Source organism: Olsenella sp. An285, assembly GCF_002159625.1.
In the GTDB taxonomy this organism is placed as follows: Bacteria; Actinomycetota; Coriobacteriia; order Coriobacteriales; family Atopobiaceae; genus Thermophilibacter; species Thermophilibacter avicola.
The window spans coordinates 30,145-55,429 of sequence record NZ_NFIZ01000012.1 but is presented as its reverse complement, the minus strand read 5'-3'; the positions used below and the strand labels follow the sequence as shown (position 1 = coordinate 55,429).

Annotated in this window: 22 protein-coding genes and 4 tRNA genes; 13 read left to right on the top strand and 13 right to left on the bottom strand. The window is 67.6% G+C overall.

Annotated elements, in window-relative coordinates:
- Positions 1–3 precede the first annotated feature (3 nt).
- The 7 genes from B5F79_RS08500 to B5F79_RS08470 all read left to right on the top strand — a co-directional run bounded on the left by B5F79_RS08500 (position 4) and on the right by B5F79_RS08470 (position 5,708).
- Entirely contained in the window at positions 4–264 is a 261-nt protein-coding gene (locus B5F79_RS08500; RefSeq protein ID WP_087220197.1) for a TIGR03905 family TSCPD domain-containing protein, read from the top strand.
- Between the two features lie 16 nt (positions 265–280).
- The gene (locus tag B5F79_RS08495; RefSeq protein WP_241147293.1) at positions 281–1,495 is read left to right on the top strand and encodes a Tat pathway signal protein; all 1,215 of its coding nucleotides are present in this window, start codon (positions 281–283) and stop codon (positions 1,493–1,495) included.
- A gap of 91 nt (positions 1,496–1,586) precedes the next feature.
- Positions 1,587–2,309, top strand: coding sequence for a response regulator transcription factor (locus tag B5F79_RS08490; protein ID WP_087220194.1), 723 nt, complete (start codon positions 1,587–1,589; stop codon positions 2,307–2,309).
- 9 nt (positions 2,310–2,318) lie between these two features.
- Entirely contained in the window at positions 2,319–3,833 is a 1,515-nt protein-coding gene (locus tag B5F79_RS08485) for a sensor histidine kinase (protein ID WP_087220191.1), read from the top strand.
- A gap of 218 nt (positions 3,834–4,051) precedes the next feature.
- Entirely contained in the window at positions 4,052–4,933 is an 882-nt protein-coding gene (locus B5F79_RS08480; protein WP_206391089.1) for a phosphoribosylaminoimidazolesuccinocarboxamide synthase, read from the top strand.
- Between the two features lie 9 nt (positions 4,934–4,942).
- Entirely contained in the window at positions 4,943–5,590 is a 648-nt protein-coding gene (locus B5F79_RS08475) for a hypothetical protein (RefSeq protein WP_087220188.1), read from the top strand.
- A 42-nt stretch (positions 5,591–5,632) separates the two neighbouring features.
- Positions 5,633–5,708 (top strand) — tRNA-Arg (locus B5F79_RS08470).
- 359 nt (positions 5,709–6,067) lie between these two features.
- On the opposite strand, the gene pknB is transcribed toward B5F79_RS08470, so the two are convergent.
- From pknB to B5F79_RS08440, 6 genes are all read right to left on the bottom strand, one after another.
- Positions 6,068–8,164 (bottom strand): Stk1 family PASTA domain-containing Ser/Thr kinase, encoded by a 2,097-nt coding sequence (gene pknB, locus B5F79_RS08465; RefSeq protein ID WP_087220185.1) that lies wholly within the window; start codon positions 8,162–8,164, stop codon positions 6,068–6,070.
- 109 nt (positions 8,165–8,273) lie between these two features.
- Positions 8,274–11,189 (bottom strand): FtsW/RodA/SpoVE family cell cycle protein, encoded by a 2,916-nt coding sequence (locus B5F79_RS08460; RefSeq protein ID WP_087220298.1) that lies wholly within the window; start codon positions 11,187–11,189, stop codon positions 8,274–8,276.
- A gap of 58 nt (positions 11,190–11,247) precedes the next feature.
- The gene (locus B5F79_RS08455; RefSeq protein ID WP_241147292.1) at positions 11,248–12,522 is read right to left on the bottom strand and encodes a Stp1/IreP family PP2C-type Ser/Thr phosphatase; all 1,275 of its coding nucleotides are present in this window, start codon (positions 12,520–12,522) and stop codon (positions 11,248–11,250) included.
- Positions 12,519–12,932, bottom strand: a complete 414-nt coding sequence (locus B5F79_RS08450; protein ID WP_087220182.1) for an FHA domain-containing protein — start codon at positions 12,930–12,932, stop codon at positions 12,519–12,521. The genes B5F79_RS08455 and B5F79_RS08450 overlap by 4 nt, the downstream gene beginning before the upstream one ends.
- Positions 12,929–14,062 carry an FhaA domain-containing protein gene (locus tag B5F79_RS08445; RefSeq protein ID WP_087220179.1) on the bottom strand — a complete coding sequence of 378 codons (1,134 nt, stop codon included), beginning with the start codon at positions 14,060–14,062 and terminating at the stop codon, positions 12,929–12,931. Before B5F79_RS08445 ends, B5F79_RS08450 begins: the two co-directional genes overlap by 4 nt.
- 1 nt (position 14,063) lies before the next feature.
- Positions 14,064–15,827, bottom strand: coding sequence for a serine/threonine-protein kinase (locus B5F79_RS08440; protein ID WP_087220176.1), 1,764 nt, complete (start codon positions 15,825–15,827; stop codon positions 14,064–14,066).
- A 150-nt stretch (positions 15,828–15,977) separates the two neighbouring features.
- Here B5F79_RS08440 and B5F79_RS08435 point away from each other — a divergent pair.
- A tRNA-Leu gene (locus B5F79_RS08435) sits at positions 15,978–16,064 on the top strand.
- Between the two features lie 71 nt (positions 16,065–16,135).
- On the opposite strand, the gene B5F79_RS08430 is transcribed toward B5F79_RS08435, so the two are convergent.
- Both B5F79_RS08430 and B5F79_RS08425 read right to left on the bottom strand, forming a co-directional pair.
- A complete protein-coding gene (locus B5F79_RS08430; protein WP_143786278.1) occupies positions 16,136–17,371 on the bottom strand; it encodes an S-layer homology domain-containing protein in 1,236 nt (411 codons plus the stop codon).
- Positions 17,372–17,429: 58 nt separating this feature from the next.
- Positions 17,430–17,621 (bottom strand): DUF6724 family protein, encoded by a 192-nt coding sequence (locus B5F79_RS08425; RefSeq protein WP_087220170.1) that lies wholly within the window; start codon positions 17,619–17,621, stop codon positions 17,430–17,432.
- Positions 17,622–17,726: 105 nt separating this feature from the next.
- Here B5F79_RS08425 and serS point away from each other — a divergent pair, with 105 nt between their 5' ends.
- Both serS and B5F79_RS08415 read left to right on the top strand, forming a co-directional pair.
- Entirely contained in the window at positions 17,727–19,022 is a 1,296-nt protein-coding gene (serS, locus tag B5F79_RS08420) for a serine--tRNA ligase (RefSeq protein ID WP_087220167.1), read from the top strand.
- Between the two features lie 150 nt (positions 19,023–19,172).
- Positions 19,173–19,511 (top strand): hypothetical protein, encoded by a 339-nt coding sequence (locus tag B5F79_RS08415; RefSeq protein ID WP_087220164.1) that lies wholly within the window; start codon positions 19,173–19,175, stop codon positions 19,509–19,511.
- Here B5F79_RS08415 and B5F79_RS08410 read toward each other — a convergent pair.
- A complete protein-coding gene (locus B5F79_RS08410) occupies positions 19,508–20,218 on the bottom strand; it encodes a GntR family transcriptional regulator (RefSeq protein WP_087220161.1) in 711 nt (236 codons plus the stop codon). The two genes, B5F79_RS08415 and B5F79_RS08410, sit on opposite strands and share 4 nt — an antisense overlap.
- A gap of 118 nt (positions 20,219–20,336) precedes the next feature.
- Here B5F79_RS08410 and deoC point away from each other — a divergent pair, with 118 nt between their 5' ends.
- The 3 genes from deoC to B5F79_RS08395 all read left to right on the top strand — a co-directional run bounded on the left by deoC (position 20,337) and on the right by B5F79_RS08395 (position 22,923).
- Positions 20,337–21,047 carry a deoxyribose-phosphate aldolase gene (gene deoC, locus B5F79_RS08405; RefSeq protein ID WP_087220158.1) on the top strand — a complete coding sequence of 237 codons (711 nt, stop codon included), beginning with the start codon at positions 20,337–20,339 and terminating at the stop codon, positions 21,045–21,047.
- Positions 21,048–21,056: 9 nt separating this feature from the next.
- Positions 21,057–21,995, top strand: a complete 939-nt coding sequence (locus B5F79_RS08400) for a class I mannose-6-phosphate isomerase (RefSeq protein WP_087220155.1) — start codon at positions 21,057–21,059, stop codon at positions 21,993–21,995.
- A gap of 61 nt (positions 21,996–22,056) precedes the next feature.
- A complete protein-coding gene (locus B5F79_RS08395) occupies positions 22,057–22,923 on the top strand; it encodes an SDR family oxidoreductase (RefSeq protein ID WP_087220152.1) in 867 nt (288 codons plus the stop codon).
- Positions 22,924–23,257: 334 nt separating this feature from the next.
- Here the strand turns inward: B5F79_RS08395 and B5F79_RS08390 are convergent.
- The 4 genes from B5F79_RS08390 to B5F79_RS08375 all read right to left on the bottom strand — a co-directional run bounded on the left by B5F79_RS08390 (position 23,258) and on the right by B5F79_RS08375 (position 25,225).
- A tRNA-Arg gene (locus B5F79_RS08390) sits at positions 23,258–23,334 on the bottom strand.
- 147 nt (positions 23,335–23,481) lie between these two features.
- Positions 23,482–23,573 (bottom strand) — tRNA-Ser (locus tag B5F79_RS08385).
- A 48-nt stretch (positions 23,574–23,621) separates the two neighbouring features.
- Positions 23,622–24,536, bottom strand: a complete 915-nt coding sequence (gene gluQRS / locus B5F79_RS08380; RefSeq protein ID WP_087220149.1) for a tRNA glutamyl-Q(34) synthetase GluQRS — start codon at positions 24,534–24,536, stop codon at positions 23,622–23,624.
- A 35-nt stretch (positions 24,537–24,571) separates the two neighbouring features.
- Positions 24,572–25,225 (bottom strand): GNAT family N-acetyltransferase, encoded by a 654-nt coding sequence (locus B5F79_RS08375; RefSeq protein WP_087220146.1) that lies wholly within the window; start codon positions 25,223–25,225, stop codon positions 24,572–24,574.
- Positions 25,226–25,285: the final 60 nt, after the last annotated feature.

The window sequence follows — 25,285 nt, the reverse complement described above, 5'->3', positions numbered from 1 at the left end:
AACATGCACTTCGACTACACGCCGCGCGGCGTCTGCTCGCGCGCCATTCACATTGACCTTTCCGACGACGGCAAGACCATCGAGCAGGTGTCCTTCGAGGGCGGCTGCAACGGCAACCTCAAGGCCGTGAGCAAGCTCGTCGCCGGCCATTCCGTTGACGAGATCGTGGGCATCCTTGCCGGCAACACCTGCGGGCCTCGTCCCACCTCCTGCGCGGACCAGCTCTCCCGCGCGCTCGTCGAGGCCGCGGCCGCGGCGCACTAGGCCCGCGGAGCTGCGCGTGCGCGTCCCCAAGCTCAAGATATCAAGGCGCTCCCTCTTCAAGGCAGCTGCTGCGGGCGGCGCTGTGGCGGCTGCGGTGAGCATCCTCCCGGGCTGCACACACGGGCAGGGAGAGGTCGACGCGGACCCCACCGTCGTCGACGAGGACTCGGCTGAGAGCGTGCTCGACTCCTTCGAGGTCTCCTCGGATCTGGCTCCCGCGGAGGAGAGCTCCTGGACGCTTCCTCTGGGGAGCGTCCTGCACCCGGCCGAGGGCACCTGGATACCCGTGACGTCTGCGGGCTCCTCGGCGTCTCCCATGGTGAGGGCCGCAGCGCTCTCGCTCTCATCGGGCCAGCTCGTAGAGGTGGTCTCCGCTCCCCTCGGCCCGGCGTCGACGACGGTCATCTATGACGCCCGCTGCTCGGACGACGTGTACGCGTGGGTGGAGCTCGATCTCGTCTCGCGCGCCTGGGCGCTCTACGCGTCCGAGTTCTCTGACGGACAGCTCTCCGGTGACACCAAGACGCTCTGGGAGGGAACCTCGGACTACGATCCGGCGCCCTTTGCCGTTGCCGGAACGCGCGTCATCTGGCAGGTGCAGCCATCCCTGAGCGGGTCCAAGACCACAGAGAGCTCATTCTGCTATCTCTGGCGCGCGGGAGACTCCGACGCGAAGGCCGTCATAGAGTCCCCGGGCCGCTTTGCCACGCGTCCGAGCGTCTCCGGCGGCTCCGCCATCCTCGTTCCTCGCGTCACCAGGGACGAGGCGGGCACCTTCTACGGCGTCTCCGCGTATTCACTGTCCGATGACCTCGCCACAAGGGAGGACCAGCTCGTCATGCCTGCTGGCGTCCGCCCCTTCAGGGCCACGCGCGTGGGCGACCGCTTTCTCGTGTCCGTGGAGGCGAGTTACAACTCGGGCGGCCTGCTCGGACAGATGGGCACCTACATGGGCACTCCCTCGATGGGGTTCGTGAGGCTCGGCCAGGAGCCGTCGGAGTGCGGGTGCGGCAAGGGCGACAAGTTCGTGGTCAAGTGCAACTCGTTCTACTACGTCATGGACCTGGCCAACAAGACCTATGCGACCATCTCCTCCGTCGACCGATCGGTCGACTATGGGGAATTCCCGGCCCGTGAGGGCGAGTGCAGCCTCTTTGTCACCTTCTCCACCGTGAAGGATCCGGACACGGGCTACCCCGCCTCCGTCGTCGTGCGCACCTTCCGCCTGTAAAGTTGAATTGAGCGCGGCTCGGTGGGGTACACTAGGTATACCCACGAACCTGTTTTTTCGGTGAAGCTGAAAACACACAAGGAGGCCGCCCATGGCTTCGGACGAGAAGAAGATCCTGCTGGTTGAGGACGAGAAGGCCATCCGCGACGCCGTTGCGGCATACCTCGAGCGCGAGAGCTACATTGTGCGAGGGGTCGGCGACGGCCAGAGCGCGGTCGAGGAGTTCGAGAAGCACACGTTCGACCTCGTCATCCTTGACCTGATGCTCCCCAAGCTCTCGGGCGAGCGTGTGTGCCGCGCGATTCGCGAGACCTCCAACGTGCCCATCATCATGCTCACGGCAAAGGGCGAGGTCGAGGACAGGATCATCGGCCTCGAGCTCGGTGCCGACGACTACCTCATCAAGCCCTTCTCGCCGCGAGAGCTCGTCGCCCGCGTGCGCGCCCTCCTGCGCCGCGCCCACACCGAGGCCGAGCCCCAGCTCGAGGTCCTCGACTTCGGCGACCTGGTCATCGACATCTCCGGCCACAAGGTGCTCGTTGAGGGCAGGGAGGTTGACCTCACGGCCTCCGAGTTCAAGCTCCTCACCACGCTCGCCCGCTATCCCGGCCGCGTCTACACGCGCATGGAGCTCGTTGAGAAGGTCCTCGGCTACGACTTCGAGGGCTACGAGCGCACGATTGACTCCCACGTCAAGAACTTGCGCGCCAAGCTGGGCGACGACCCGCGCAACCCGCGCTGGCTCTACACCGTGCACGGGGTCGGCTACCGCTTCGAGGCCTCGGAGAAGGCGGCCGACGGCGGCTCCCGCTAGGCGCCTCGCGTGTCGGCGCGCTTCGTCATAGGAAAGAGCGCCGAGGAGGGCGGCTCGGAAGGGTCGTCCTCTCGCGGCTCGTGGAACACCATCCGGCCCGTCCCCAAGGGGGGCCGCCCGTTCTCCACGAGCCTCACGCTCGTCTGCGCGCTCACCGCCATCATGACGGCGGCGGTGCTCGCCGTCGTTCTCGCCGTGGTGTGGGAGGGCCAGTTCATGGCCTACACGCGGCAAAACATGCAGTCCATCGCGGACTCGACCGCTGCCAACATCTCGGACGCCTATGCGGTGACGGGGGACCTCGACGAGGCCGCTGACTCCGCCGCTGCTGCCACGTCCTCTATCTCCTCGGACATTGTGGTCCAGGTTCTGGACGCCGACGGCAAGGTCCTCTATGACGACACCTGGGCGCGCCCGGGGAGGTCCGACGGAACCGTCGGCGGCCCCACCTCGTCGTCCCCGCCCACCGCGGCGGAGGACCTCGTCGCCTCGCCCATCCTCGCCCGCGACGGAAGCGTCGTGGGCAGCGTGCGCATGTGGGCCTTTGGCTCCGAGGCGCTGCTCACCAAGACGGACGCGTCGTTTCGCTCCAACTCGTACGGCGCCATCGTCACCGCGGCGGCAATCGCGGCGATCCTCGCCTGCGTGATAGGCTACTTCGTCTCCCGCTGGATGGCAGAGCCGATCCAGCGCATCACCTCCACGGCCAAGCAGATCAGAAACGGTGACCTCACCGCCCGCACGGGCGTGACGGGCGAGGACGAGATCGGCCAGCTCGGCGAGACCTTCGACGACATGGCCACCACGATCGAGCGCGACATCAAGCTCGAGCACCGCCTCACGGGTGACGTGGCGCACGAGCTGCGTACCCCGCTCATGGCCATGCAGGCCACGGTCGAGGCCATGCAGGACGGCGTCCTGCCCGCAGATGACGAGCACCTCGAGGTCGTGGCCGTCGAGGTGCGCCGCCTCTCCCGCCTCATCGACGCCATGCTCAAGCTCTCCCGCCTGGAGAACGGTACCACCGAGCTCAAGTGCGAGCACACGGACATGGTCTACCTCGTGAAGACGCTCGTCTCCTCCCAGCACCAGCTCTTCCACGAGAAGGGCCTGCACCTGCGCTTCGTGGACGAGACCCCCCATGGTGAGCTCTATGCCGACGTCGATCCCGACCTCATCCGCGAGGCCGTGGTCAACCTCATGAGCAACGCGATGCGCTACACCAACGAGGACGGCTGGGTGAAGGTCTCCCTGCGGCAGGACCGCTCGGACGTGCTCGTCTCGGTCCAGGACACCGGCATCGGCATCGCCAAGGAGGACATCCCGCAGACCTTCTCGCGCTTCTGGCGCTCCGACGTGAGCCGCGAGCGCGTCTCCGGGGGCCTGGGCGTGGGCCTGGCCATCACCAAAGAGATCATCGACCGCCACAACGGCACCATCCTCGTGGAGTCCGAGCTTGGCCGCGGCACCACCTTCACGCTGCGCATTCCCCAGCGGCAGGCACGCAAGTCGCAGGACAAGTAGGCGCTCTGGCCGCGAGCCGACGGTTCTTCTCGCCGTGCTCAAACAGCTTTGCTGCGCAAAGAACTCGCGGCGAGAAGAACGTGCCGCCGGGGCTCGTGTCGCCTTCGGGTCCGCGCGCAGCGTGACGGCGCGGCCGGGTTCTGCTTACAACCATTTTGGGGCGGCGGGCTGTCGTATACTGGTGGGTTGTAAGTACAACGACGAAAGGTGGACCGGTTATGGCTGAGATGGAGCTCCGTCCGGACTCGCAGGGCAAGGTTCGCGACATCTACGACTGCGGTGACAGCCTCCTCATGGTGGCGTCCGACCGCATCAGCGCCTATGACTTCATTCTTCCCGACGAGATTCCCCACAAGGGCGAGATCCTCACGCGCATCTCTGCGTTCTGGTTCGAGCGCTTTGCCGACCTCGTTCCCAACCACATGATCAGCTGCGACGTGGCGGACCTCCCCGAGGAGTTCAAGCCCTACGCCGACTACCTCGCCGGCCGCTCCATGCTCGTGAAGAAGGCCCAGACCGTGCCCATCGAGTGCATCGTCCGCGGCTATCTCACCGGCTCCGGCAAGAAGACCTACGACCAGGACGGCACCGTCTGCGGCATCAAGCTCCCGGACGGCCTCACCGAGGCATCCAAGCTTCCCGAGCCCCTCTTCACCCCGTCCACCAAGGCCGAGATCGGCGACCACGACGAGAACATCTCCTTCGAGCGCTGCTGCGAGATCGTGGGCACGGACGTTGCCGAGCAGCTTCGCGACGCCTCCCTCGCCATCTACAAGGCCGCGGCCGACTACGCCGCCACCCGCGGCATCATCATCGCGGACACCAAGTTCGAGTTCGGCTTCATCGACGGCAAGCTCACGCTCATCGACGAGTGCCTCACGCCCGACTCCAGCCGCTTCTGGCCGGCCGACTCCTACGAGGAGGGCAAGGTTCAGCCGAGCTACGACAAGCAGTACGTGCGCGACTGGCTGCGCGCCAACTGGGACATGACGGGCGAGCCGCCCCGCATCCCCGCCGAGGTCATCGAGGGAACCTCCAAGCGCTACCAGGAGGCGTTCCAGATCATCACCGGCACCGAGTTCAAGCCCGTGCGCGCGTAAGGGAGAGAGATGTCACTGCGAGACACCATCGAGGGGGCCCGACGCGAGGCCGAGGGCAACGTCGTCGGCCGCCCCAAGAAGGAGGCCGAGGCCATCGGGGCCGGCGAGGAGGAGAAGAAGGGCTTCGTGAGGAGCTCCACCGCCAAGGCCAAGCCTGCCCGCGAGGCGGGCTCCTCCGTGAGGACCGCTGGTAAGACCAAGCAGAAGGACGCCTTCGGCAACACGGTCGAGACCAAGGAGGAGAAGAAGGAGCGCAAGCGTCGCGAGCGCGAGGAGCAGGACCTTCGCAACCGCGCCTACGACATCATGATGCGCAGCATCCCCGGCTACCGCAAGACCGAGAAGTTCTTCTGGGGCCTCCTTGGCGTGGGCATGCTCCTTGCCGTGATCTCGCTCGTGTGCGCTGGCATGTTCGGCCAGACGATGGACGTCTCCACCTGGCAGGGCCTCGTCTCCGTGGCCTCGCTCGTCCTGGCCTATGCCTTCATCATTGCCTCGTTCATCTACGACCTTGCCAAGCGTCGCCCCTTCCGCAAGGAGGCCGAGGCTCGCGTGCGCGGCCTGTCCGACAAGAAGCTCGCGCAGCTCCTCGAGGACGCCCGTGCCGGCGAGCTCGCCAAGAAGGGCAAGGGTACCGAGAAGAACGAGAAGAAGTAGGGTTTTGCCGGGCACCCCTGTGGTGCTAGAATGTGGTTTCACGCCTTCGTAGCTCAGGGGATAGAGCACCGCTCTCCTAAAGCGGGTGTCGGCCGTTCGAATCGGCCCGGGGGCACCAGAAAAACAGCGGGTCATCGGGCTTGTCTCCCCCGATGACCCGCTTTCTGTTGGGTTGACAGATTGCTCAGGTCAAACTGTCAAGATTGACAGTTTGACCTGAGCAATCTGTCACGCCAAAGCCTGGGAGGGGCCGCACCTATGAGTGCGGCCGAGAAGTGCGGGCATGATGGCGCGTTATGCCCATCAAGTGCGGGCGGTCTCTCGGAAGACGTCCGCAAGTGCTCGCCAAGAGTGCGGGGGAAGCCGCACTCCTTGAGACGGAGCGATTCTTGAGACGGGGTGACCCTCGAGATAATGAGCGACCCGCGCGGGCGACGTGCCCGCGCGGGTCGCATGGTCTGAGTGTCTCAGGCTGAGCTAGTTGGTGTAGGCGCCGTTCCCGGCGGTCGAGGCGCCGCTACCGGTCTGGCTCGAGCCGTTGTCGCCGGTGGTCTCACCGGTGCCCTCGTTGCCGGTCTGCCCGCCGTTTCCGGAATCTCCAGTATTCGTTCCCGTACCCGTGCCGGTGCCTGTGCCGCTGCCGCCGTTGCCGTAGTCCGTGCCGCCGCCGGAGTGGCTGGGCTCGGTGGTAAGCACGATCTCGGAGCCGTACGGGGCGGAGCCGGAGACCGACTGATAGGTCACAACGCCGTCGGCGGGGCCGGACCCAAGGGTCACCTTGAATCCGTAGAGCTCGAGCGTGGCCTTGGCGTCGGCATATGGCCAATTTCTGACGTCGTACACCGTGACCTGCTGGACGGGCTGGGGTCCGTCGGAGACGTAGATGGTGACCGCAGAGCCCTTCTCGAGGGTCGTGCCCACCCCGGGCTCCACGCGGCAGACGCGGCCCTCGGCAACGGAGCTCGAGTACTCGTGCTCAACGGTGACGACGAACTGGCCGTCGCCGTTGGAGAGGCGGTCGCGCGCGGTGTTCTGGTCATCGCCGATGACGTCGGGCACGGCCACGGCGTCGGCGCCGGTGGAGACGTGGTAGGTGATGGTGGTGCCCGCCTCGACCTTCTCGCCGGCGGCGGTGTCCTGGCCGCAGACCTTGCCGGCCTCCACCTCGTCGCTCGCCTGGTCCTCGCCCTTCTGGGGGATGAGCTGACGCTCCAGGAGCCGCGCCTCGGCATCTTCGGGCGAGAGGTTCTTGAGGTCGGGGACCTCGACCTCCGTTGCGGTCTCAGCGCCCTTGGAGACGATGAGGTTGATCCTCGTGCCCTCGGGCCTCATGCTCGTGGCGGAGGGGGACTGGTCGATGACCTCGCCCTCGGGACGGTCACTCGCCACGGGGTCGACGGTGCCCACCTCGAATCCCTCCTCGCGGATGGTGGCTATGGCGTCATCCTGCATCATGCCCACGAGGCTGGGTACGGCCTTCTCTGCCGCGCTGGAGCCAAAGGCGGAGAAGGCGGCAAACACGATCGCGGCGATGAGCGCCACCGCCCCGATGGCGCCAAGGATGACGTTGCGACGGTGCTTTCGCTCGCGCTCCGCCTCCATCTCCGCCGCCTGCTCCGTGGCGCTCTGCGGGCGATAGCGGTTGGTGCGCTCGACCCGGGGCATGGAGGCGGTGCCGCCCTTCACGGGCTGGACGCCGGTGCCGCTCTCTATCTTGTTGGTGGGCAGCAGGGCCGTGGCGTTGTTGACGGCCTGCACGCGCCCGGCGAGGTAGTCCCTCAGGGTACGGTGAAGCTCGTCTGCCGTCTGGAAGCGGTCTGCCGGGCTCTTCTGCATGCACTTGAGGATGATGGCCTCGAGCGCCGGGTCGACCGCGGGGTTGAGTTGGCTCGGCGGCTTGGGCTGCTCGTTCACCTGCTTGAGGGCCACGGAGATGGCGTCGTCGCCTTGGAAGGGGACCTGCCCCGTGGCGGCCTCGTACATCACGATGCCGAGGGAGTAGATGTCCGTGGTGGGGCCGAGCGCCTTGCCCTGCGTCTGCTCGGGCGAGACGTAGTGCGCCGTGCCCAGGACGGAGTTGTCCTGGGTGAGGTGGCTGTTCTTGGCGCGCGCGATGCCGAAGTCCATCACCTTGATGTTGCCGTCGGGCTGCACCATGATGTTCTGCGGCTTGATGTCGCGGTGGATGATGTCGTGCTTGTGGGCCACGGAGAGCGCCTGCGCGATCTGCGAGCCGATCTGCGCGACCTTCTTGCAGTCGAGCGCGCCGTGCTTGCGGATGCCGCTCTTGAGGTCGGTGCCGCGCAGGTACTCCATGACGATGTAGTAGGTGTCCGCGTCCTTGCCCCAGTCGTAGACGCTCACGATGTAGGGGCTCTGGAGGGCTGCGGCAGCCTGTGCCTCCTGCTTGAAGCGCGCGGCGAAGGATGGGTCGCTCGCATACTGCGGCAGCATCGTCTTGATGGCGACGGTCCGGCCGAGCACCTCGTCAAGACCACGGAACACGGTGGCCATGCCGCCCGTTCCGATCTTGTCCTGAACCTGGTAGCGCCCGCCGAGAATCATCCCTGGCATTGCTCTCTCCTATCCCCGCTCGCGGCCCGGCCGCGTGTCGTACGTCTGATGGCGCCTCGCGCCGCGCCGCGAGCCCCTCTAGCTCGCGCGTCCTGAATCCCGTGCCCCGTCATCCGCCGGCTCCTGCCGTCTGGACGGCAAGCGCCCGGCTGAGCGCCTGTCCTGCCAGCGATGCCGCCAGGCCCTCGACGTCGGTCCCGTTGCCCTCAACGCAGACGGAGACCACGAGGGTCGGGTTGTCGTAGGGGGCAAAGCCGATGAAGAGCGAGTTGACGTTTCCGTTCTCGACCTCGGCCGTGCCGGTCTTGCCGGCCACCTGGACCCCGTAGACCTGGGCGGCGACGCCGGTCCCGTGGTCGACAACGTCGAGCATGGCGCCCTTCACCTGCTCCGCGGTCTCTGCGGAGATGGCCTGGCCGAGGGAGCGCGGCTGGGTGGTAGAGGTGACGACGCCCTCCGGAGAGAGCACGTGGTCAACGACGTAGGGGTCCATGACCACGCCGCCGTTGGCGATCGCCTGCGCCACCATCGCGTTCTGCATGACGGTGGTCTGGGGGCCGGCGGGACTCTCGTGCTGGCCCACGGGCTGCCCGCAGGCGGCCCATGCCGTCTCCCACTCCGTCATCTCGGAGGCGGAGGGCATGAGGGACGCCATGGTGGCAAAGTCCTGGCCCACGTTCCGGCCGTAGCCAAAGGCGTTGGCGTAGCTCACGAGCGTGCTCGCGCCAACCTCGACGCCCACCTGCCCAAAGGCGGTGTTGGACGAGAGCGCGAAGGCATCCGCGAGGCTGAGCTCACCGTAGGAGTCCCCGCCGTAGTTGGTGAGCTCCCCGCCGCCAATCTCAATGGGGGAGTTGGCGTCGTAAGTGCGGTCGAGCTCCGTGGTATCGGAGTCGAGCGCGGCGGAGAGGGTGAGCGCCTTGAACGTGGAGCCAGGTGCGTAGAGGGCCTGCGTCGCGCGGTCCAGGAGCTCGCCGCCCGAGCCGGAGGCCATGACGGTATCGAGCTCGTCGACCGTGTAGGTGGGGCTCGAGGCCTTGGCCAGAACCGCTCCCGTCTTGGGGTCGAGGATCACGATCGCGCCGGTGTAGCCGCGCAGGGCCTCCTCTGCCGCCCGCTGGATCTGGGAGTTGATGGTGAGGGCGACGGTCGAGCCGGCCTGCTGGACACCGGCGAGCGAGAAGAGCGCGCTTCTCCAGTTGGAGTAGTCCGCATGGCCCGTGAGGGTGTCGTTCATGGTGGCCTCGACGCCGGAGCTGCCGTACTGCGTGGAGACGTAGCCCACCGTGTGCTGCGCGAGGCTGCCCTGGGGGTAGGAGCGCGCGTAGGTGCCGTCGGCCTGCTGGATGCTCTCCGCGAGGGTGACGCCGTCGGAGGTGATGATGGCGCCGCGCTGGACGTAGGCGCTCCTGGCGATGGTGTGGTTGTTGGTGGGGAGGTCCCTGATGCGCTGGGCGTCGACCTCCATCACGTACGTGAGGTTGGCGATGAGCACGGCAAAGAGCACGGCGAAGACCGTGATGAGATTCGTCAGGCGCTTGCCCAGCGCAACGCGGCCCAGAAGGCCGGACTCGGCCGTCTGAAGGGAGAACCTTCCGCGCGCGTGGCTGCCGCGCACGACCGAGCCGGCGCGGGGGCCTGCGGAGCCGATCTTCCCCGTGAGGGAGAGCACCGGGTCCACGTTCTTCTCGCCGCCCGCGAGGCCGCTTGCCATCTCGGCGCCATGCCCCGTGCCCTCGTCGCCAGCGCGCAGGAGCAGGCCCACGATGATGAAGCAGGCGAGCAGCGAGGTGCCGCCCTGGCTCATGAAGGGCAGGGTCACGCCCGTGAGCGGCAGCAGCTTGGTGACGCCTCCCACGATGAGGAAGGCCTGGAACACGAGGGCGCTCGTGAGGCCCACGGCGGCAAAGGCGGAGGTGTCGGACTTGGCCCGAGCCGCGGTGGCGAGGCCGCGCACGCACAGGAGCAGGTAGAGCATCAGGATGGCGGAGGAGCCCAGAAGACCCATCTCCTCGCCTATCGCCGAGAAGATGAAGTCGGACTCGACCACGGGGATAAGGGTCGCGAGGCCCTTGCCGACGCCCGTTCCCACGAGCCCGCCGTCGGCGAGCGAGTAGAGCGACTGCACGATCTGGTAGCCGCCGCCCGAGGCGTCGGCCCAAGGGTCGATCCAGATGTTCACGCGCGTCTGGACGTGGCCGAAGAGGCCGTAGCACGCAACTCCGCCCACGGCCAGGAGCAGGAGGCTCACGACGACGTAGCTTGCTCGTCCGGTGGCGACGTAGAGCATGATGAGGAAGAACGTGAAGAAGAGGAGAGCGCTGCCGAGGTCCGTCTCGAAGACCACCACGAGCAGGCTCACGCCCCACATCACGAAGAGGGGGAGCAGCATGCGCAGGCGCGGCAGGCTAAAGGGGCCAAACCGGTGCATGGAGGCGGAGAGGGCCTCCCTGTTGGCGGCCAGGTAGAACGCGAGGAAGAGCACGAGCGCGATCTTGGCGAACTCGCCGGGCTGGAAGCCAAAGCCGCCTATGTAGACCCAGAGCTTGGACCCGCCGCGCTCGGTGCCCACGAGCATGGGCAGCACCAGGAGGACGATGCCCACGAGCCCGAGGGTGTACTTGAAGCCGGCAAGCCTGTCGAGGTTGCGCACCACGGCGAGCACCGCCACCATCGCGCAGACGGAGACGAAGAGCCACACCACCTGGTTGATCGCGAGCGCCGGGGCGAGCCTCGTGAGGAAGGTGATGCCCGTGCCCGAGAGGGCAAAGACTATGGGGAGGATGGCCGGATCGGCAGCTGGCGCGAGGAAGCGGATGGCAACGTGCGCCGCCGCGAACGCGCCCAGGAGCCCGAGGGGGACCGCCAGGGTGGACGCGGAGAGCGCCACGCCGGAGTTGACCACGTAGAGCGCGTAGAGCAGAAGCACCGGGATCGCGGCCAGGAAGAGCAGGAAGAGCTCGGCGTTGCGCCTCGAGAGGCCGCGCTCGCGCTCCCCGACGGGCGAGAAGGACGAGGAGGCCATGGCCTCAACGGTCGCGCGGGACTGCCCGCCGGAGTATCTTCTCTTGCGAAATGCCACGCTACTCGCCCCCTTCCGCTGCCGTCTCTTCCGGGCTCTCGGCCTGGGCGCCGTCAGCCGCCTCGCCGTCCTGAGAGCTGCCGGCAGTTGCCTCCTCGGCAATCTGCGCCGCGCGCTCGGCCTCGGCGTCGATCTGGCGGTGGTAGGAGTCTATGGTCTCGAAGGCAGCGTCCTCGTTCTGCACGCGGATTCCGGCCTTGAGCTGGTCCTGTATGGCGGCGGGCAGGTCGCTCACCTCGACGGCGCTCGTCCCCACGAGCTCGTTCAGGGGAATGCCGAGGAAGCTGCCGTTGATGCCGCGATAGATGGCGACGGTGTCCCCGTTGGCGGCGAGGTACCACTCGCTCCGGATGAAGGCGAAGGAGATGAGCGCCACGACGGCGAGCATGGCGGCTATGACGCCGGTCACGAAGGCCGCGCCTCGGGCGAGCCTCTTGCGCGCCTCTGCCGCAAGGCCGTCGTTCAGCACGTCGACCACGACCACGGTCACGTTGTCCGCGCCGCCTGCCGTGAGGGCAGCGGCCACGAGGTTGTCGGCCGCCTGCTGGGGCGTGGCGCTGGAGACGGCGAGGGACTCGATCTCGCTGTCGGGAATCATGCCGGAGAGGCCGTCGGAGCACAGGATGAGACGGTCCCCGGTGTTGACCTCGAGGGTGAAGTGGTCCGCGTACATGTCCGGGTCAGACCCCAGGGCGCGGGTGATGATGGAGCGCGAGGGGTGCGTGCGCGCCTCGTCGGCGGTGATCTGGCCGGAGTCCACGAGCTCCTCCACGTAGGAGTGGTCGTGCGTTATGCGCACGAGCGTTCCCTGACGGAGCAGGTAGACGCGCGAGTCTCCCACGTGTGCCACGGCAACGTGGTTCTTCTCGATAAGGACGGAGGTCGCGGTGCAGCCCATGCCGGGCTTGCCGATTCCCTCCTCGGCACCCCTGATGACGGCCTTGTTGGCGGCCTCGACGGCCGCGCCAAGAAGAACGTCGTCAGCCGTGCCGGGGGCGAGCTCGCCCACGGTCTCCACGGCGATGGAGCTGGCGACCTCGCCGGCGGCGTGTCCGCCCATGCCGTCGGAGACCACGAAGAGCGGTGCCCTCAGGAGGAAGGAGTCCTCGTTGTGACCGCGCACGAGGCCCACGTCGCTGCGGGCGCCCCACGAGATGAACTCGTTGGCGCCGGAGACGGCGTCTGCGCCCGCGCGGCCCTCGACGGGCATCTCGGCGCGTCCGGGGGCGTTGACGGGCTCCTCGACGGACGTGACCTGAAGCTCCTCGGTCGTCATCCGCGGCTCACCCTCATGATGGTGTCGCCCACCTGGACCTCGTCAGCCTCCCTCAGGGTGACCGGTTGGTCGATGGGGTGGCCGTTGACCATGGTGCCGTTGGTGGAGCCAAGGTCCTCGAGCACGAGGGCGGGGCCCTGGAGCGTGAAGCGCGCGTGGGAGGACGAGACGTACGGCTCGTCGATGACGATGTCGGAGGAGGGGGAGCGCCCTATGACGACGGGGCCGAGGATGTCGACGTGCAGGCCGCGAAGCGAGCGCGTGCCCTTCTCGACGTCGACCGACCAGATGGCGGCGTCCCGGCGCTGCCCGCGCACGAGCCCCACGCCCGAGCGCATGACGGCAAAGAGGAAGATGTAGAGGACGACGACAAGAAGGACGCGTCCCGCAAACAGGACGAGGTCGATCATCGGCGGTTCTCCCTGAACTCAAGGTTCACGAGGCCGAGGGTGATCAGGTCGCCGTCGCGAAGCGCGCACTCGTGGATGTCCACGTCGTTGACGAGCGTGCCGTTGGTGGAGTTGAGGTCGGTGATGCGCCAGTCGCGGCCGTCGAAGGAGAGCTCGGCGTGGGCGCGGGAGACATTGGGGTCGCGCAGGACGATGCCGGCCTTGGAGCGCTCGCGGCCGATGACCGTGGACGGGGCCTTTGCGGTGAAGGTCCTGCCGGTCTGCCGGTCGATGAGCAGGCAGGAGGCGTAGTCGTCCTCGACCCCGCGCGCCTGCTGGGGGACGGAGTCCATGGCGGCGGCGATGGGAGAGCCGGCGGTTGCCACGCCGGCCACGGCCTCGGCGCCGACGCCTCTCCTCACGTCCACGAGGGGCACGCTGCGACGCTGGGTCTGCGGCACGGGAACGGCTGCATGCTTGCCCGAGGGAGCCACCAGCGGCGTGTCGGACGCCATGGGAATGGGCATGGGGGTGGACTCGGAGGCGGCGGCCACGGATGCGGGCGCCGCGTCAAAGTCGGAGGGCATGACGTCAAGCCCGGCGTCGGTGCCCGAGGCGGCCGCGGGCTCGGCCTGGGACCGCGCGGGGCCGCGGTCCGCGCCGTCGAGGGACTGCCTCGGCGTGGGCGCGGAGGGTCGACGGTTGATCTGCGCGGCGGCCCCGCCCGAGCTCGAGCTTCCCGCCAGGAAGGCGCGCTCCTCCTCGCGAAGGCGCGTGAGGGTGCGGGCGTCCACGTTCTCGGCAAACACGGCGAACTTCCCGGACCTCAGGGAGGGGTCCACCATGAAGCGCACGAGGGGGCTGCCCACGAAGGCATAGCCGCGCTTCTGCGCCTGGGCGGTCACGAAGGCGGAGACCTCGTAGGTGATCTGCTCGTAGAGGGGGCGCATGAGGGAGTCGTCTGAGGCGGAGACGAGCACGGTGTAGAGCGCCGGCGCGGTGTCAACGCCGTCGATCTCGTAGGTCTCGTTCTCCATCTCGCGCGCAGCGCGCTTGGCAAGCTTCTTGAAGGAGAAGGGCTCGGTGTATCCCTGGGGGGCCGCCCCGAACACGGAGCCTATGCGCCCCTCGAAATCACTGAGGAAGCTCATGTCACGTATCCTCGCCTTCCATATCTTCAACGAGCGGCCCGCCAAGGGCCGTCGCGATGCACAAAAGCACAAACAAGAGTACCGCAAGGAGGGCCGCCTCTCCGTCGAGGGAGGCCCATATACCGTCATTCTCCATTCTAGCTGCGAGAACCTCAGAGCCCAGAAGGCACGCAAGGCCAAGCGCCTGCCCGAGGACGCCCGCCGCAACCGTGCCCCTGCCGGAGACGGCGGAGCTCACGAGACCGCACGCCGCGCAGCCCGCCGCGACCACCCACAGACGCGGCTCGGCGGCCAGGGCGGCGAGGTCCGCCACCACGGACGTCGCGACAAAGCCCTGCGAGACGGCGGCGTGGAAGAGCGTCCCGAGCGCGTAGCCCACCAGGCCCGTTGCCGCGGCGGGGAGGGGGTGCAGCGCGTAGCCGGCGAGGGCGGCTCCCGTCACGGGCGAGGGGAGGCAGCACGGAAGGAGCATCGCGAGGCTCGTGAGGCGACCACGCCTCCCCACGAGCGCCCACCAGGCGGCAAGCACCACGCCCAGGAGGAGGGCGAGGGGGAAGGACGCGGGCGTGGGGCCGGCGCATCCGATGGCAGCCACGAGGGAGAGGCCCACGAGGGCGGACCCGAGGGGCGGCCAGAGCGCCGAGGCCGCGCCGCCCGCGAGAGAGGCGACGGCAACGAACTGCGCTGTTGCCCCGGGGAGCGCGGGGAGGACGAGCCTCGCCGTCGCAAACACGGCAAGCGCGGTCAGGCAGCGCGCGACCGCGCCGGGGAGCCAGGGCATGCGAACAAGGAGGGGCGGGAGGCCGTCGTTTCGGGAGGAGTCCAGCGAGCCGTCGTCCTTCTCGGCCTGCTCCACGAGCTCGCGGAGCGACTCGGCGCCGTCGCGCGGGTCCCCGAGATAGGGCAGGAGCTCCTCCGCGAGGTCGCGCACGTCCGCGGGGCGGTCTGCCGGGTGGGCGGAGACGGCCTCGCCGAGGGCGAGCGCGGGCTCGCCGGCGAGCTCGGGGCAGTCCTTCCCGAGGGGCCGCGCCGGGCCGCGCTCGATCATCTTGAGCGAGCCGGACGCGGAGTCCGCGGCGAAGGGACACTGCCCGGTGAGGGCCTGCCACACCACCACGGCGAGGGAGAAGACGTCGGCGCGCTCGTCCACAAGCATCCCCTGGATCTGCTCCGGCGGCATGTAGCCGACGGTCCCGCCCCGCGCGCCGCCGTAGCCCGCGGCGGAGGCGAGCGTTGCCATGCCAAAGTCCGCGAGCTTAACCACGCCGCGGCGGTCGACCATGATGTTCGTGGGCTTGATGTCGAGGTGGAGGACGAGGTTCTCGTGCGCGTAGGCCAGGGCCTTGGTGACGGAGTCCAGGACGTGGGCGCACTCCTCGGGCGTGAGGCGGCCGCCCTCTACGCGAGCGAGGAGCTCCGCGAGGTTGAGTCCGTCGACGTACTCCATCACGAGGTAGGCGTAGGTCCCGTCGGACTCGAAGTCGTAGACGGTGACGATGTTGGGGTGGGCGAGCATGCAGGCGGTGCGCGCCTCGGCAAGGGCCTCCTCGGCCGTGGTGGTGGCCGCGGCGTCCACGATGGGCATGCGCTTTATCGCAACGCGCCTCTGAAGGCGCAGGTCCCAGCAGGTGCAGACGGTGCCGAACCCCCCGGTGCCCCTCCGCTCGAGGACGCGGTACCTCCCAAGGAGGATCTCGTCGCGGGGAGCGCCCCCCTGCTGGTGCGGCGCGCTCGCGCGCGACGCTGGTGGCGTTGACGTGCTCACGGCGCCTCCTTCGTTTGTGCTGCGTGTGCCGTGGTGGGGCTATTCTACCCCGTCCCGCCCGGCTCGTGCCCGCCCCGCGGCCTCCCAGCGCCGTTCTTGAAGAAAACCCCTTGGCAGCGAGAAGAGCTTGCGATAGAATGTCCTACGCACGCGGGCGTGGCGGAATTGGCAGACGCGTACGGTTCAGGTCCGTATGGGGGCAACTCCATGAAGGTTCAAGTCCTTTCGCCCGCACCATGAAATCAAAGGGCCCCGACTTCGGTCGGGGCCCTTTTGCGTGCGCGGGTGCAGGGGGGGTCTGCCGCGGGCTACTCCAGGGTGTACCAGTACGGGACGTAGCTCTCGCCGTTCCTGGAGGCGTGGATGACCTCGCCGTCCGAAGAGTAGATGACGGCAAACCCGTCGAGTCCGGCGCCCTCGCTGAGGCTGAGGTCGCGGACCGTGCCGGAGAGGTCGTCGAAGGACTCTGCCAGCTCGTCGATCCTCAGGAGCGTCTCCCCGCCCTTGTGGTACGCGGCACGAATCGCGGCGAACGAGACGTCGGTCTGCAGCGTGATGAAGAACGAGCGGCCCCAGTGGCGGGTGGGCTCGGAGATGTAGGTCCTCCAGGTGCCGTTGCTCCCGCCGCTCGCGTTGAGGAGGTCGATGGTTGCCTGGAGCCCGGAGAGGACGTACCTCTCGGCCTCGGTCTGGGGGTCGCTGCCGTCGTAGATGGGAGTCCTACTGCCGAGAACGTCGCGGTGGAGCACGGTGATCATCTTTGCGATGGAGGCGCGGTCCGTGCTGGCGAGAGGGGCGAGCTCGAGGCCCGACTCGCTCTGCTTGCCGCTCACGAGGCCCTTGTCAACGGCCCAGCCAAGGTCGTCGCGCGCCCAGGCACTCGAGCTCTCCCACCCGGGTATGCCCTTGAGGGCGTTTCCGTTGCTCAGGGTGCTGAGGCCGCAGAGTCGTGCGTAGCGGGCGAGCATCGCGGCGCACTCCTCGCGCGTGACCGAGCGCTCGCCCTCGAAGTACAGAAGACCGTCGGCGTGTGTAGCGCCCCCGACGACGCCAGTACTCTGTGCCCAGAGCGCCGCCTGATAGTAGTAGGCGGACGGGTTGGTGACGTCGGGGAAGCCGTCGCTCGTCACCGCGGGCTTTCCGGCCAGACGCCAGAGGATGGTCGCGAGGTCCGCCCGGCTCACGTTGGCGGCGGGGGCAAAGGTCCCGTCCTCGCGACCCGTGATGATTCCGTGGTCGGAGACGTAGGTGACGTACTCGGCGTACCACAGGGAGGGGTCGCAGTCGGAGAAGTCCTCGACTGCCAGCAGCTCGGCGCCGCCGCCGAGCTGGGACACGGCGCGCGTGAGCGCGTCCGCCCCCTCGGTCAGGGACGCGATGTCGACCTCCCCCTCGGAGTCTCGCGTGCCTGCGGGCGCCGCGGCCTCGAGCTCCGCGAGCGCGCCCGCGAGGTCGGCGCCGTCGGCCAGCGCGGTCGCGGGGGCCAGGACGGGCGCCGCCAGCGCGGCAGCGAGCGTCAGGGCGAGAAGGGCCTTTGACTTCATGCGAACACCTTTCGATTGGGGTGCCGGGGCGGCGGCTCCGGGGCCTCGGGGAGAGCGGCTACTCGTCCTCGTCTCCCCCGAAGAGGTCCCAGTCCTCATCGCTCTTCTCGTGATTGAAGTAGCGCTCCTTGGTCTTGCGCTCCATGAGCAGGGCGATGATGAGGCAGATCACGATTCCGCCGGCAATGAGGACGAGGACGCCCGTCTGGTCGTTGAAGAGCCACGTTACGAAGTCGCCGATCGCCTGCATGCCTTGCCTCCCAAGCACGTTCGAAGAATCACCGCACAAGTATATACTTGGAGGGTCGCCGCGCGAGCGCCGGCAAAGTGCACGCAGTCAGAGCTAGGAGCAAGCATGCTTGACATCAAGTTCGTCCGCGAGAACCCCGACGTCGTGGACAAGGCCTGCGAGTCCCGCCAGAACGCACACTGGGACCGCGAGAAGTTCTTCGAGCTTGACGAGGAGCGCCGCTCCGTCATCTCCGAGGTCGAGAAGCTCCAGGCCGAGCGCAACTCCGTCTCCAAGGAGATCGGCCAGCTCATGCGCGAGGGCAAGAGGGACGAGGCCGAGGCCGCCAAGGCGCGCGTCGCCGCCAACAAGGAGCGCATCGCAGACCTGGACGCCCGTCGCGGCGAGGTGGAGGACGCCCTCTTTGACCTGGTGTCCCGCATCCCCAACATCCCGCACGAGAGCGTCCCCTATGGCAAGGATGACTCTGACAACCCCGAGGTGCGCCGCTGGGGCACCCCGCGCGACTTCTCCGCGGACGGCTTCGAGCCCAAGGCGCACTGGGACCTTGGTCCGGAGACCGGCATGATCGACTTCGACCGCGGCGTCAAGGTCTCCGGCGCCCGCTTCTACGTGCTGGGCGGCATGGGCGCTCGCATGGAGCGCGCCCTCATCAGCTTCATGGTGGACATGCACGTCAAGGCGGGCTTCAAGGAGTGGTGGATGCCCGTCATCACCAACCGCGAGACCCTCTTCGGCACGGGCCAGCTCCCCAAGTTCGAGGACGACCTCTATCACGTGAACCCCGACCTCTACCTCATTCCCACGGCCGAGGTCATGCTCACCAACCTCCACCGCGGCGAGGTGCTCGACGCCTCCCAGCTGCCGCTCTGGTACACCGCGTTCACCCCGTGCTTCCGCGAGGAGGCGGGCTCCGCCGGTCGCGACACGCGCGGCATCATCCGCGTTCACCAGTTCGACAAGGTGGAGATGGTCAAGTTCGCCAAGCCCGAGGACTCGATGAACCAGCTCGAGAGCATGGTCGCCGAGGCTGAGGCCGTGCTCCAGGCCCTGGGGCTGCCCTATCACGTGGTCACGCTCTGCACCGGCGACATCGGCTTCTCCGCATGCAAGTGCTACGACCTCGAGGTGTGGCTGCCCAGCTACAACGCCTACAAGGAGATCTCGTCCTGCTCCAACTGCTGGGACTTCCAGGCGCGTCGCGCCAACATCCGCTACAAGGACCCCTCCGAGTTCAAGGGCACGCGCTACGTCCACACCCTCAACGGCTCCGGCCTCGCCGTTGGCCGTACCATGGCCGCCATCATGGAGAACTACCAGAACGCCGACGGCTCCATCACGGTGCCCGAGGCGCTGCGCCCCTACATGGGCGGCGTGGAGGTCATTCGCCCGGAGGCGTAAGGGCCAGCGCTCATGCCTTCTGCTCGCTGCGGGGTCGTCCGAGGGGACGGCCCCGTTTTTTCTCGACTCGTACTTCTTTTGTGAGAACAACTGTTCTACGAACAAAAGTTCTGTTATCATGTCGCCACGGAGCGAGGAAAGGCGGGAGGCATGGAGAGGCTGAGGGTCGCGGGGTTTGAGAGCGCGGGGGACGTGCGCGAGGTGTTCGTGGGGCTCGATGGCGATGACGTGGTGCTGTGCGAGGAGGTCTCCGGCCCCTCTGCGCAGGTTGCGTTTGGCGAGAAGAACCACGTGCTGTCGGTTAGGCTCACGCCGGAGGCGGTGTCCGAGGTCGTGGCGGAGATAGGCTTTGCGGGCCCTGAGGGCTCCCTGTGGGATTATCTGGCGGACGCGCGCTATGACCTCACGGACCTTGCGTGCCTCTGTGCCGGGCGCGGGATTCCCTGTACTGTGGGCGCATCCGGGGAGACGCGGGGCCCCAAGGCCTAGGGGAGCCTGCGGACGTCTATCTCGAAGCTGTTGCTCTCGCCTCGGTAGGTGGCGATGGAGTACTCGACGGCAGCGCCGGTTGCGTCGCGCGCGACGGTGTGGAACAGCAGCAGGGGATCGCCCTCCTCGACGTCGAGGAGGGCGGCGGTCGTCCCGTCCGCCCGGACGGCCTCGAGGCGGCGCCGGGCAGAGACGACCGTGCCGCCGCACCGGTCCATGGCCGCATAGAGGCTCGTGACGTTGAAGTCGTATGACTCGAGACCGGGGTAGCGGTCGCAGGGGACGTAGCTCTCCACAAAGACGTTGGGCAGATCGTCGGCATAGCGAAGGCGCACGAGCTTGTAGACCTCGCTTCCGCGGGGGAGCTCGAGGTGGCTTGCTGCGTCCTCGTCTGCCTTCTCGCGCTTGAAGACGAGGACGTTGGTCCTTGGCATGCGGCCCGCCAGGCGCATGGCGTCCTCGAAGCTGGAGATGGACATGGTGAACGACTGACTCACCTTTGGCCTGGTCACCACGGTGCCGCGACGCCGTCGCTTCTCGAGGTACCCGTCGCTCGCGAGGATCTGGACCGCCTGTCGGATGGTGGGGCGGCTCACGCCGTACTCCTTGGCAAGCTCCATCTCCGATGGGATGGTCTCCCCCTCGCGATAGGTGCCGTCCTTGATCTTGGAGAGGAGGTCTTCCTTGATCGTGTCGTAGAGGGTCATGTTCCCGGCCTTAGTCTCGCATGATGAATATGACAGACATATTAGGAATTCTCGATTCGATAAGTCAGACATATGATAGCATGAGTGCAGCCCAGTCGAAGTGGATAGGAGAATCCCCATGAGGCGCTATACGATTGACGATTTTGCTCTCCTGGTTGACCACACCAACCTGCGCCCGGATGCCACGCGCGCGGACATGGAGCGGCTCTGCGATGAGGCGAGGCGCTACCGCTTCAGGATGGTGGCGGTGAACTCGGTCCAGTCAAGGCTCTGCTCGGAGCTGCTTGCCGGCACAGACGTCCACACCGGCGCCGCCATTGGCTTTCCCCTGGGGCAGACCTCGATTGCCGTCAAGGCCTTCGAGACAAGAGACGCGCTCGCCAACGGTGCCAACGAGATCGACTACGTCGTCAACCTCACCGAGGTCAAGGCGGGCAACTGGGGCTACGTCGAGGACGAGATGACGCAGATCGTCGACATCTGCCGCGAGGCGGGCGTCCCCTCCAAGGTCATCTTCGAGAACTGCCTGCTCACGCAGGACGAGAAGCTCAAGCTCTGCGAGGTCGCGAGCAAGGTGCTCCCGACCTTCGTCAAGACCTCCACGGGGTTCTCCACCGGCGGGGCCACGGTCGAGGACGTCCGCCTCATGCGCGAGAACGTGGACGAGCGCGTGAAGGTCAAGGCGGCGGGCGGCATCCGCACCGCGGACGCCTTCCTCGACATGGTGCGTGCCGGCGCGGAGCGCATCGGCTGCAGCGCCGGCGTCCCCATCATCGAGGAGCTCAAGGCCCGCATGGGGGCCGAGGGCGTCGACTCCTACGAGCTCTAGGGGGCGGAGATGGAACCGCTTCTCCTGAGGCCCAACTACATCTCGCCCGTGTGGTCGGGGCGGCGCGTGAACGAGGCGCGCGGGATCGAGGGCGACACGCTCTACGGTGAGTCGTTCGACGTCTCCGTGCACGAGGGCCTCGTCAACGTCGTCGAGGGCGGCCCGTATGACGGGACGCCGCTCGACGAGCTCATCCGGGACCACCGTGCCGAGGTCATGGGCGACCTTTCAGGCGAGGACGGCATCGTCCAGGTCATCGTGATGGATGCCGGAGAGAGCCTCTCCGTTCAGGTCCACCCCGACGAGGCGTACGCTCGGGAGCACGAGAGCGACCACGAGAAGACCGAGTCCTGGTACATACTTGGTGCCGAGCCCGGCGCCTTCATATACTGCGGTTCCACCACGGACGACGTGGACGCCCTGCGCGCCGCGGCCGCTGACGACACCATCGGTGAGCGCTACTGCCGCAAGGTTCCGGTGCAGGAGGGGGACTTCGTCCTCATCCCCGCCGGCACCATCCACGCGCTGGGCGCCGGAGTCTTTGCTCTTGAGGTGGGCAGCCTCGGCTTCAAGACCTATCGCATCTGTGACTGGGGCCGCGGCCGAGAGCTCCACGTTGAGCAGGGCTTCGACGTCCTGCGGACCAAGAGCCGTCCCGTGCCCAACCATCTGGGGGCCTTCGATCCCTCCGCGCCCGCCGGCGTCAGGCGCGGCGTGACTCACCGCCTCTTCGTCTCCGATGCCATCGACGTGCGCGGCACGTGGGAGCAGGAGATGGACGGTCGCTACGAGGTGCTCTCCTGCGTCGCCGGCGAGGCGCGCGTGCGCACTGCTGAGGGCGTGACGGAGCTTCCGTTCACGCGCTCCGTGCTCGTGCCGGCGTGCGTGGGGTCGTATACGATCGAGGGCACATGCCGGGTTCTGCGCAGCTACGCCACGCGATCCTGACAAAGGTGCCAGGGTGCTTTGCCAGGAAGCTTTGTCATACAAAGGGAACGGAGACCATCTCATGAAGCGAATTCTCGTCACCGGCGCGCGCGGGTACCTCGCGAGCCTCGCGCGTCTCTATAACACGGGAACCTACGAGTTCCTGTGCATCTCCCACACCGACGTCGACTTCCGCGACCCGGCGGGCGTGGAGGACTTCTTCCGCGCGGCGGACTTCGACGTCTGCCTCCACATGGCGGCCGACGCCACCACGGCCCACTGCGAGCAGGACCCCGAGGGGACGCACCGCGTGAACACGGAGTCCGCGATCGCCATCGCCCGCGCGTGCCGGAACAGGGGCAGGCGCGTGGTCTTCATCTCCACGGAGCAGTGCTTCAACGCCTCCCCGGGCGAGGCGCCCTTCTCAGAGGAGGACGAGCAGGCGTCCACCACCCGCTACGGCCAGCAGAAGATGGAGGCTGACGCTTGGATTCGCGAGAACGTCGAGGACTACCTCATCCTCCGCTTCTCCTGGATGTTTGGCCTCGGTATGCCGGGCGTGCACCCCTCCCCCAACATCCTCACCAACGTGATGCGGGTCCTGCGTACGGGTGAGCCCGCCGGGTTCCGCGTGCACGAGCGGCGCAACATGACCTACGCGCAGCGCTTCGCCGGCCAGCTTCCTCAGATCCTGGAGCTCCCGTCCGGTGCGTACCACTTTGCCAGCCAGAACGGGCGCACCACGTACGAGACCGCCCGCCTCGTGGCCGAGCGGCTCGGCTGCCCGGAGACCGAGGTCGACCGTCTCATCCTCCCGGACGAGGTCACGTATGCAGACGCCCCTCGCGACTTCCGCCTTGCGTCGGACAAGATTCGCGCGGCGGGCATCGAGCTCGGCACGTTCGAGGAGGACCTCGACCTCTGCCTGCGCGACTTCGGCCTGCTGTAGAGATTTCGACTGGCGAGAGTTCTGCTGACGGGCGCCGGCGTGGGTCGGCGCCCGTTTTCCGCGCTCACGAGTGCGGGCAAGGAGTGCGGGCAGTTTGAGGGGCCGGGGGCGTCAAGTGCGATGTTCTTCTCGCCATATGCTCGCAGGTGCGGCTTCTAGGTGCGTGACGGCCCGCACCCATGAGTGCGGGCGTTGGGTGCGACCAAGCTCTCGGCGCATGATAAGAAGTGCGGGATGCCACCGGCGCCTACGCCGGACTCCGACAACCTGGCTTTATGGGGAGGGGGCAGCGTCCGTGCAAAAAGGGGCTCCCGAAGGAGCCCCTTAGTTTGCGTGGTGCGGCGTATAGGATTCGAACCTATGACGCCCTGATTCGTAGTCAGGTCCTCTATCCAGCTGAGGTAACGCCGCGTGCAGTTGAGAATAATGCCACGGCACCCGGCGCCCGTCAAGCGAGAATCCAAAAAATGTTGGAGATGTGGGGATGGAGATGTCGTCCCCGGCGTCGTTAACGAAGAAGGCCCGTCCCGCGCGTGGCGGAACGGGCCCTGAGCCGTCTGGCGGAGAGCTGGGGATTCGAACCCCAGATAGGATTTGCATCCTATACTCGCTTAGCAGGCGAGCACCTTCGGCCTCTCGGTCAGCTCTCCGTGAATGGTGCTAGAGAATAATACCCCACAACGCGGCAACTCACAACTTCAACTCAGAAGCCCGTCGAGAAAAACCTCGTCCACAATCACGTCCTCGTGATGAGCGGCAACCTTGTTCCAGGAGAAGCCCTGCACCAGCTCGGCGGGCGAGGCCTCGCACCCGGGATCGGCAAGGCCCGCCGCTGCGGCAAGCGTGCCGATGATCTTCTCGGCATGCACGCCGCGCTTCCGCAGCGCCCCGAGGTCGAGGTCTCGGTCTCGCTTTGCCAGGCGGCGGCCGTCGGGCGCCACCAGCAGCGGAACGTGTCCGTACTGCGGCGGCTCCCAGCCGAGCAGCCGCGCCAGGTAGGTCTGCCGCGCGCAGGAGGGGAGCAGGTCGTGCCCGCGCACCACCTGGGTCACGTCCATGAGGGCGTCATCCACCACTACGGCAAGCTGGTAGGCCACTACGCCGTCGCTGCGGCGCACGAGGAAGTCCCCGCAGTCGCGCGCGAGCACCTCGCGGTGCGGCCCGTACGCGAGGTCGCAAAACTCGATGGTGCCGGCGGGGTCGCCAGCGTCCGGCACGAGGAGGCGCAACGAGCGGGCTCGCTCCGCCGAGCGGCGCGCGACCTCCTTGGGGGAGAGCCCGCGGCAGGTCCCCGGGTACACGAGCGCCCCGTCGGAGGCGTGCGGCGCCGATGCCGCGCGCAGGTCCGCCCGCGTGCAGAAGCAGGGGTAGAGCAGCCCCTGCTCGGAGAGGCGCTCGAGCGCCTCGGCGTAGACCTCGCCGCGCTCGCTCTGCCAGAACGGCCCCTCGTCCCACGTGAGCCCCAGCCACTCGAGGTCGCGCATGAGCGTCTCGGCGACCCCGGGGTGCTGGGCGCGCGGATCCAGGTCCTCGATGCGCAGCACGATCGAGCCGCCCTCCGCCCGCGCCGAGAGCCAGGCCACGAGCGCGGCGAAGACGTTTCCCAGGTGCATCCGCCCGGAAGGCGTCGGCGCAAACCTGCCGCGCACTACAGTGCCTGCTCGAAGACGTAGACGTAGAACTCGTCCGTTGCGGGGTCGGCTCCCGGCCAGAAGGCCCGCGAGCGTCGGCGCATGGCGCGTTCGAGCCCCTTGTGCTCGTAGAAGCCCACGTCACAGGCATCGTCCGTGAGCAGGTGGTAGCCCCTCGCGCCGGTCTCCCTCAGGTGTTCGGCGGCGGCCGAGAAGAGCCTGCCCCCGATGCCCAGGCCCTTGGCGTCGGGGGAGACGATGAGCAGTTTGATCGTGGCGTCGGTGCCCGGGGCGTCCGTGGCGGCGTACTCGCTCTCGAGCAGGGCCTCCTCCTCGACCCCGCTCATCTCCACACGGATGGCCTCGGCAAGCTCCGGGTCCTTCTCGGCCTCTGCGGTGAGGCGTGCCTCGAGGGACGACCACGCCTGGGCGTCGGGGTTCTCGCGTCCCCGCTCCACCACGAGCACGGCTCCCATGATCTTGCCTCCGAGCTCGGCGACCATCGACCAGGTGGCCGGCGCCAGGTAGTGCGCGAGCTCCACCCCGCCCGCGGCCTCTTGCGCGCGTGCGGGGAACTCCGAGAGCCAGGTGCGCCCCACGAGTTCCGCCAGGGGCTCGAAGTCCTTCTCGTCAAAGGGCCTGAAGGTCAACTCTGCATCTATTTGGGCCATCTTATCCTCCAGCTGCGGTATCGTAAGAGATGACGGTACAACATGTCGTCGTCAAACCCA

Excerpts from the sequence above, each read along its gene's own strand:
- B5F79_RS08500 (WP_087220197.1), top strand. The coding sequence starts at position 4 with ATGCACTTCGACTACACGCCGCGCGGCGTCTGCTCGCGCGCCATTCAC.
- B5F79_RS08395 (WP_087220152.1), top strand. The coding sequence starts at position 22,057 with ATGAAGCGAATTCTCGTCACCGGCGCGCGCGGGTACCTCGCGAGCCTC.
- pknB (WP_087220185.1), bottom strand. The coding sequence starts at position 8,164 with ATGCCAGGGATGATTCTCGGCGGGCGCTACCAGGTTCAGGACAAGATC.
- B5F79_RS08375 (WP_087220146.1), bottom strand. The coding sequence starts at position 25,225 with ATGGCCCAAATAGATGCAGAGTTGACCTTCAGGCCCTTTGACGAGAAG.
- B5F79_RS08455 (WP_241147292.1), bottom strand. The coding sequence starts at position 12,522 with ATGACGACCGAGGAGCTTCAGGTCACGTCCGTCGAGGAGCCCGTCAAC.
- B5F79_RS08475 (WP_087220188.1), top strand. The coding sequence starts at position 4,943 with ATGTCACTGCGAGACACCATCGAGGGGGCCCGACGCGAGGCCGAGGGC.
- B5F79_RS08410 (WP_087220161.1), bottom strand. The coding sequence starts at position 20,218 with ATGACCCTCTACGACACGATCAAGGAAGACCTCCTCTCCAAGATCAAG.
- B5F79_RS08400 (WP_087220155.1), top strand. The coding sequence starts at position 21,057 with ATGGAACCGCTTCTCCTGAGGCCCAACTACATCTCGCCCGTGTGGTCG.
- B5F79_RS08450 (WP_087220182.1), bottom strand. The coding sequence starts at position 12,932 with ATGATCGACCTCGTCCTGTTTGCGGGACGCGTCCTTCTTGTCGTCGTC.
- B5F79_RS08415 (WP_087220164.1), top strand. The coding sequence starts at position 19,173 with ATGGAGAGGCTGAGGGTCGCGGGGTTTGAGAGCGCGGGGGACGTGCGC.
- B5F79_RS08430 (WP_143786278.1), bottom strand. The coding sequence starts at position 17,371 with ATGAAGTCAAAGGCCCTTCTCGCCCTGACGCTCGCTGCCGCGCTGGCG.
- serS (WP_087220167.1), top strand. The coding sequence starts at position 17,727 with ATGCTTGACATCAAGTTCGTCCGCGAGAACCCCGACGTCGTGGACAAG.
- deoC (WP_087220158.1), top strand. The coding sequence starts at position 20,337 with ATGAGGCGCTATACGATTGACGATTTTGCTCTCCTGGTTGACCACACC.
- B5F79_RS08480 (WP_206391089.1), top strand. The coding sequence starts at position 4,052 with ATGGCTGAGATGGAGCTCCGTCCGGACTCGCAGGGCAAGGTTCGCGAC.
- B5F79_RS08460 (WP_087220298.1), bottom strand. The coding sequence starts at position 11,189 with ATGGCCTCCTCGTCCTTCTCGCCCGTCGGGGAGCGCGAGCGCGGCCTC.
- B5F79_RS08425 (WP_087220170.1), bottom strand. The coding sequence starts at position 17,621 with ATGCAGGCGATCGGCGACTTCGTAACGTGGCTCTTCAACGACCAGACG.
- gluQRS (WP_087220149.1), bottom strand. The coding sequence starts at position 24,536 with ATGCACCTGGGAAACGTCTTCGCCGCGCTCGTGGCCTGGCTCTCGGCG.
- B5F79_RS08445 (WP_087220179.1), bottom strand. The coding sequence starts at position 14,062 with ATGAGCTTCCTCAGTGATTTCGAGGGGCGCATAGGCTCCGTGTTCGGG.
- B5F79_RS08490 (WP_087220194.1), top strand. The coding sequence starts at position 1,587 with ATGGCTTCGGACGAGAAGAAGATCCTGCTGGTTGAGGACGAGAAGGCC.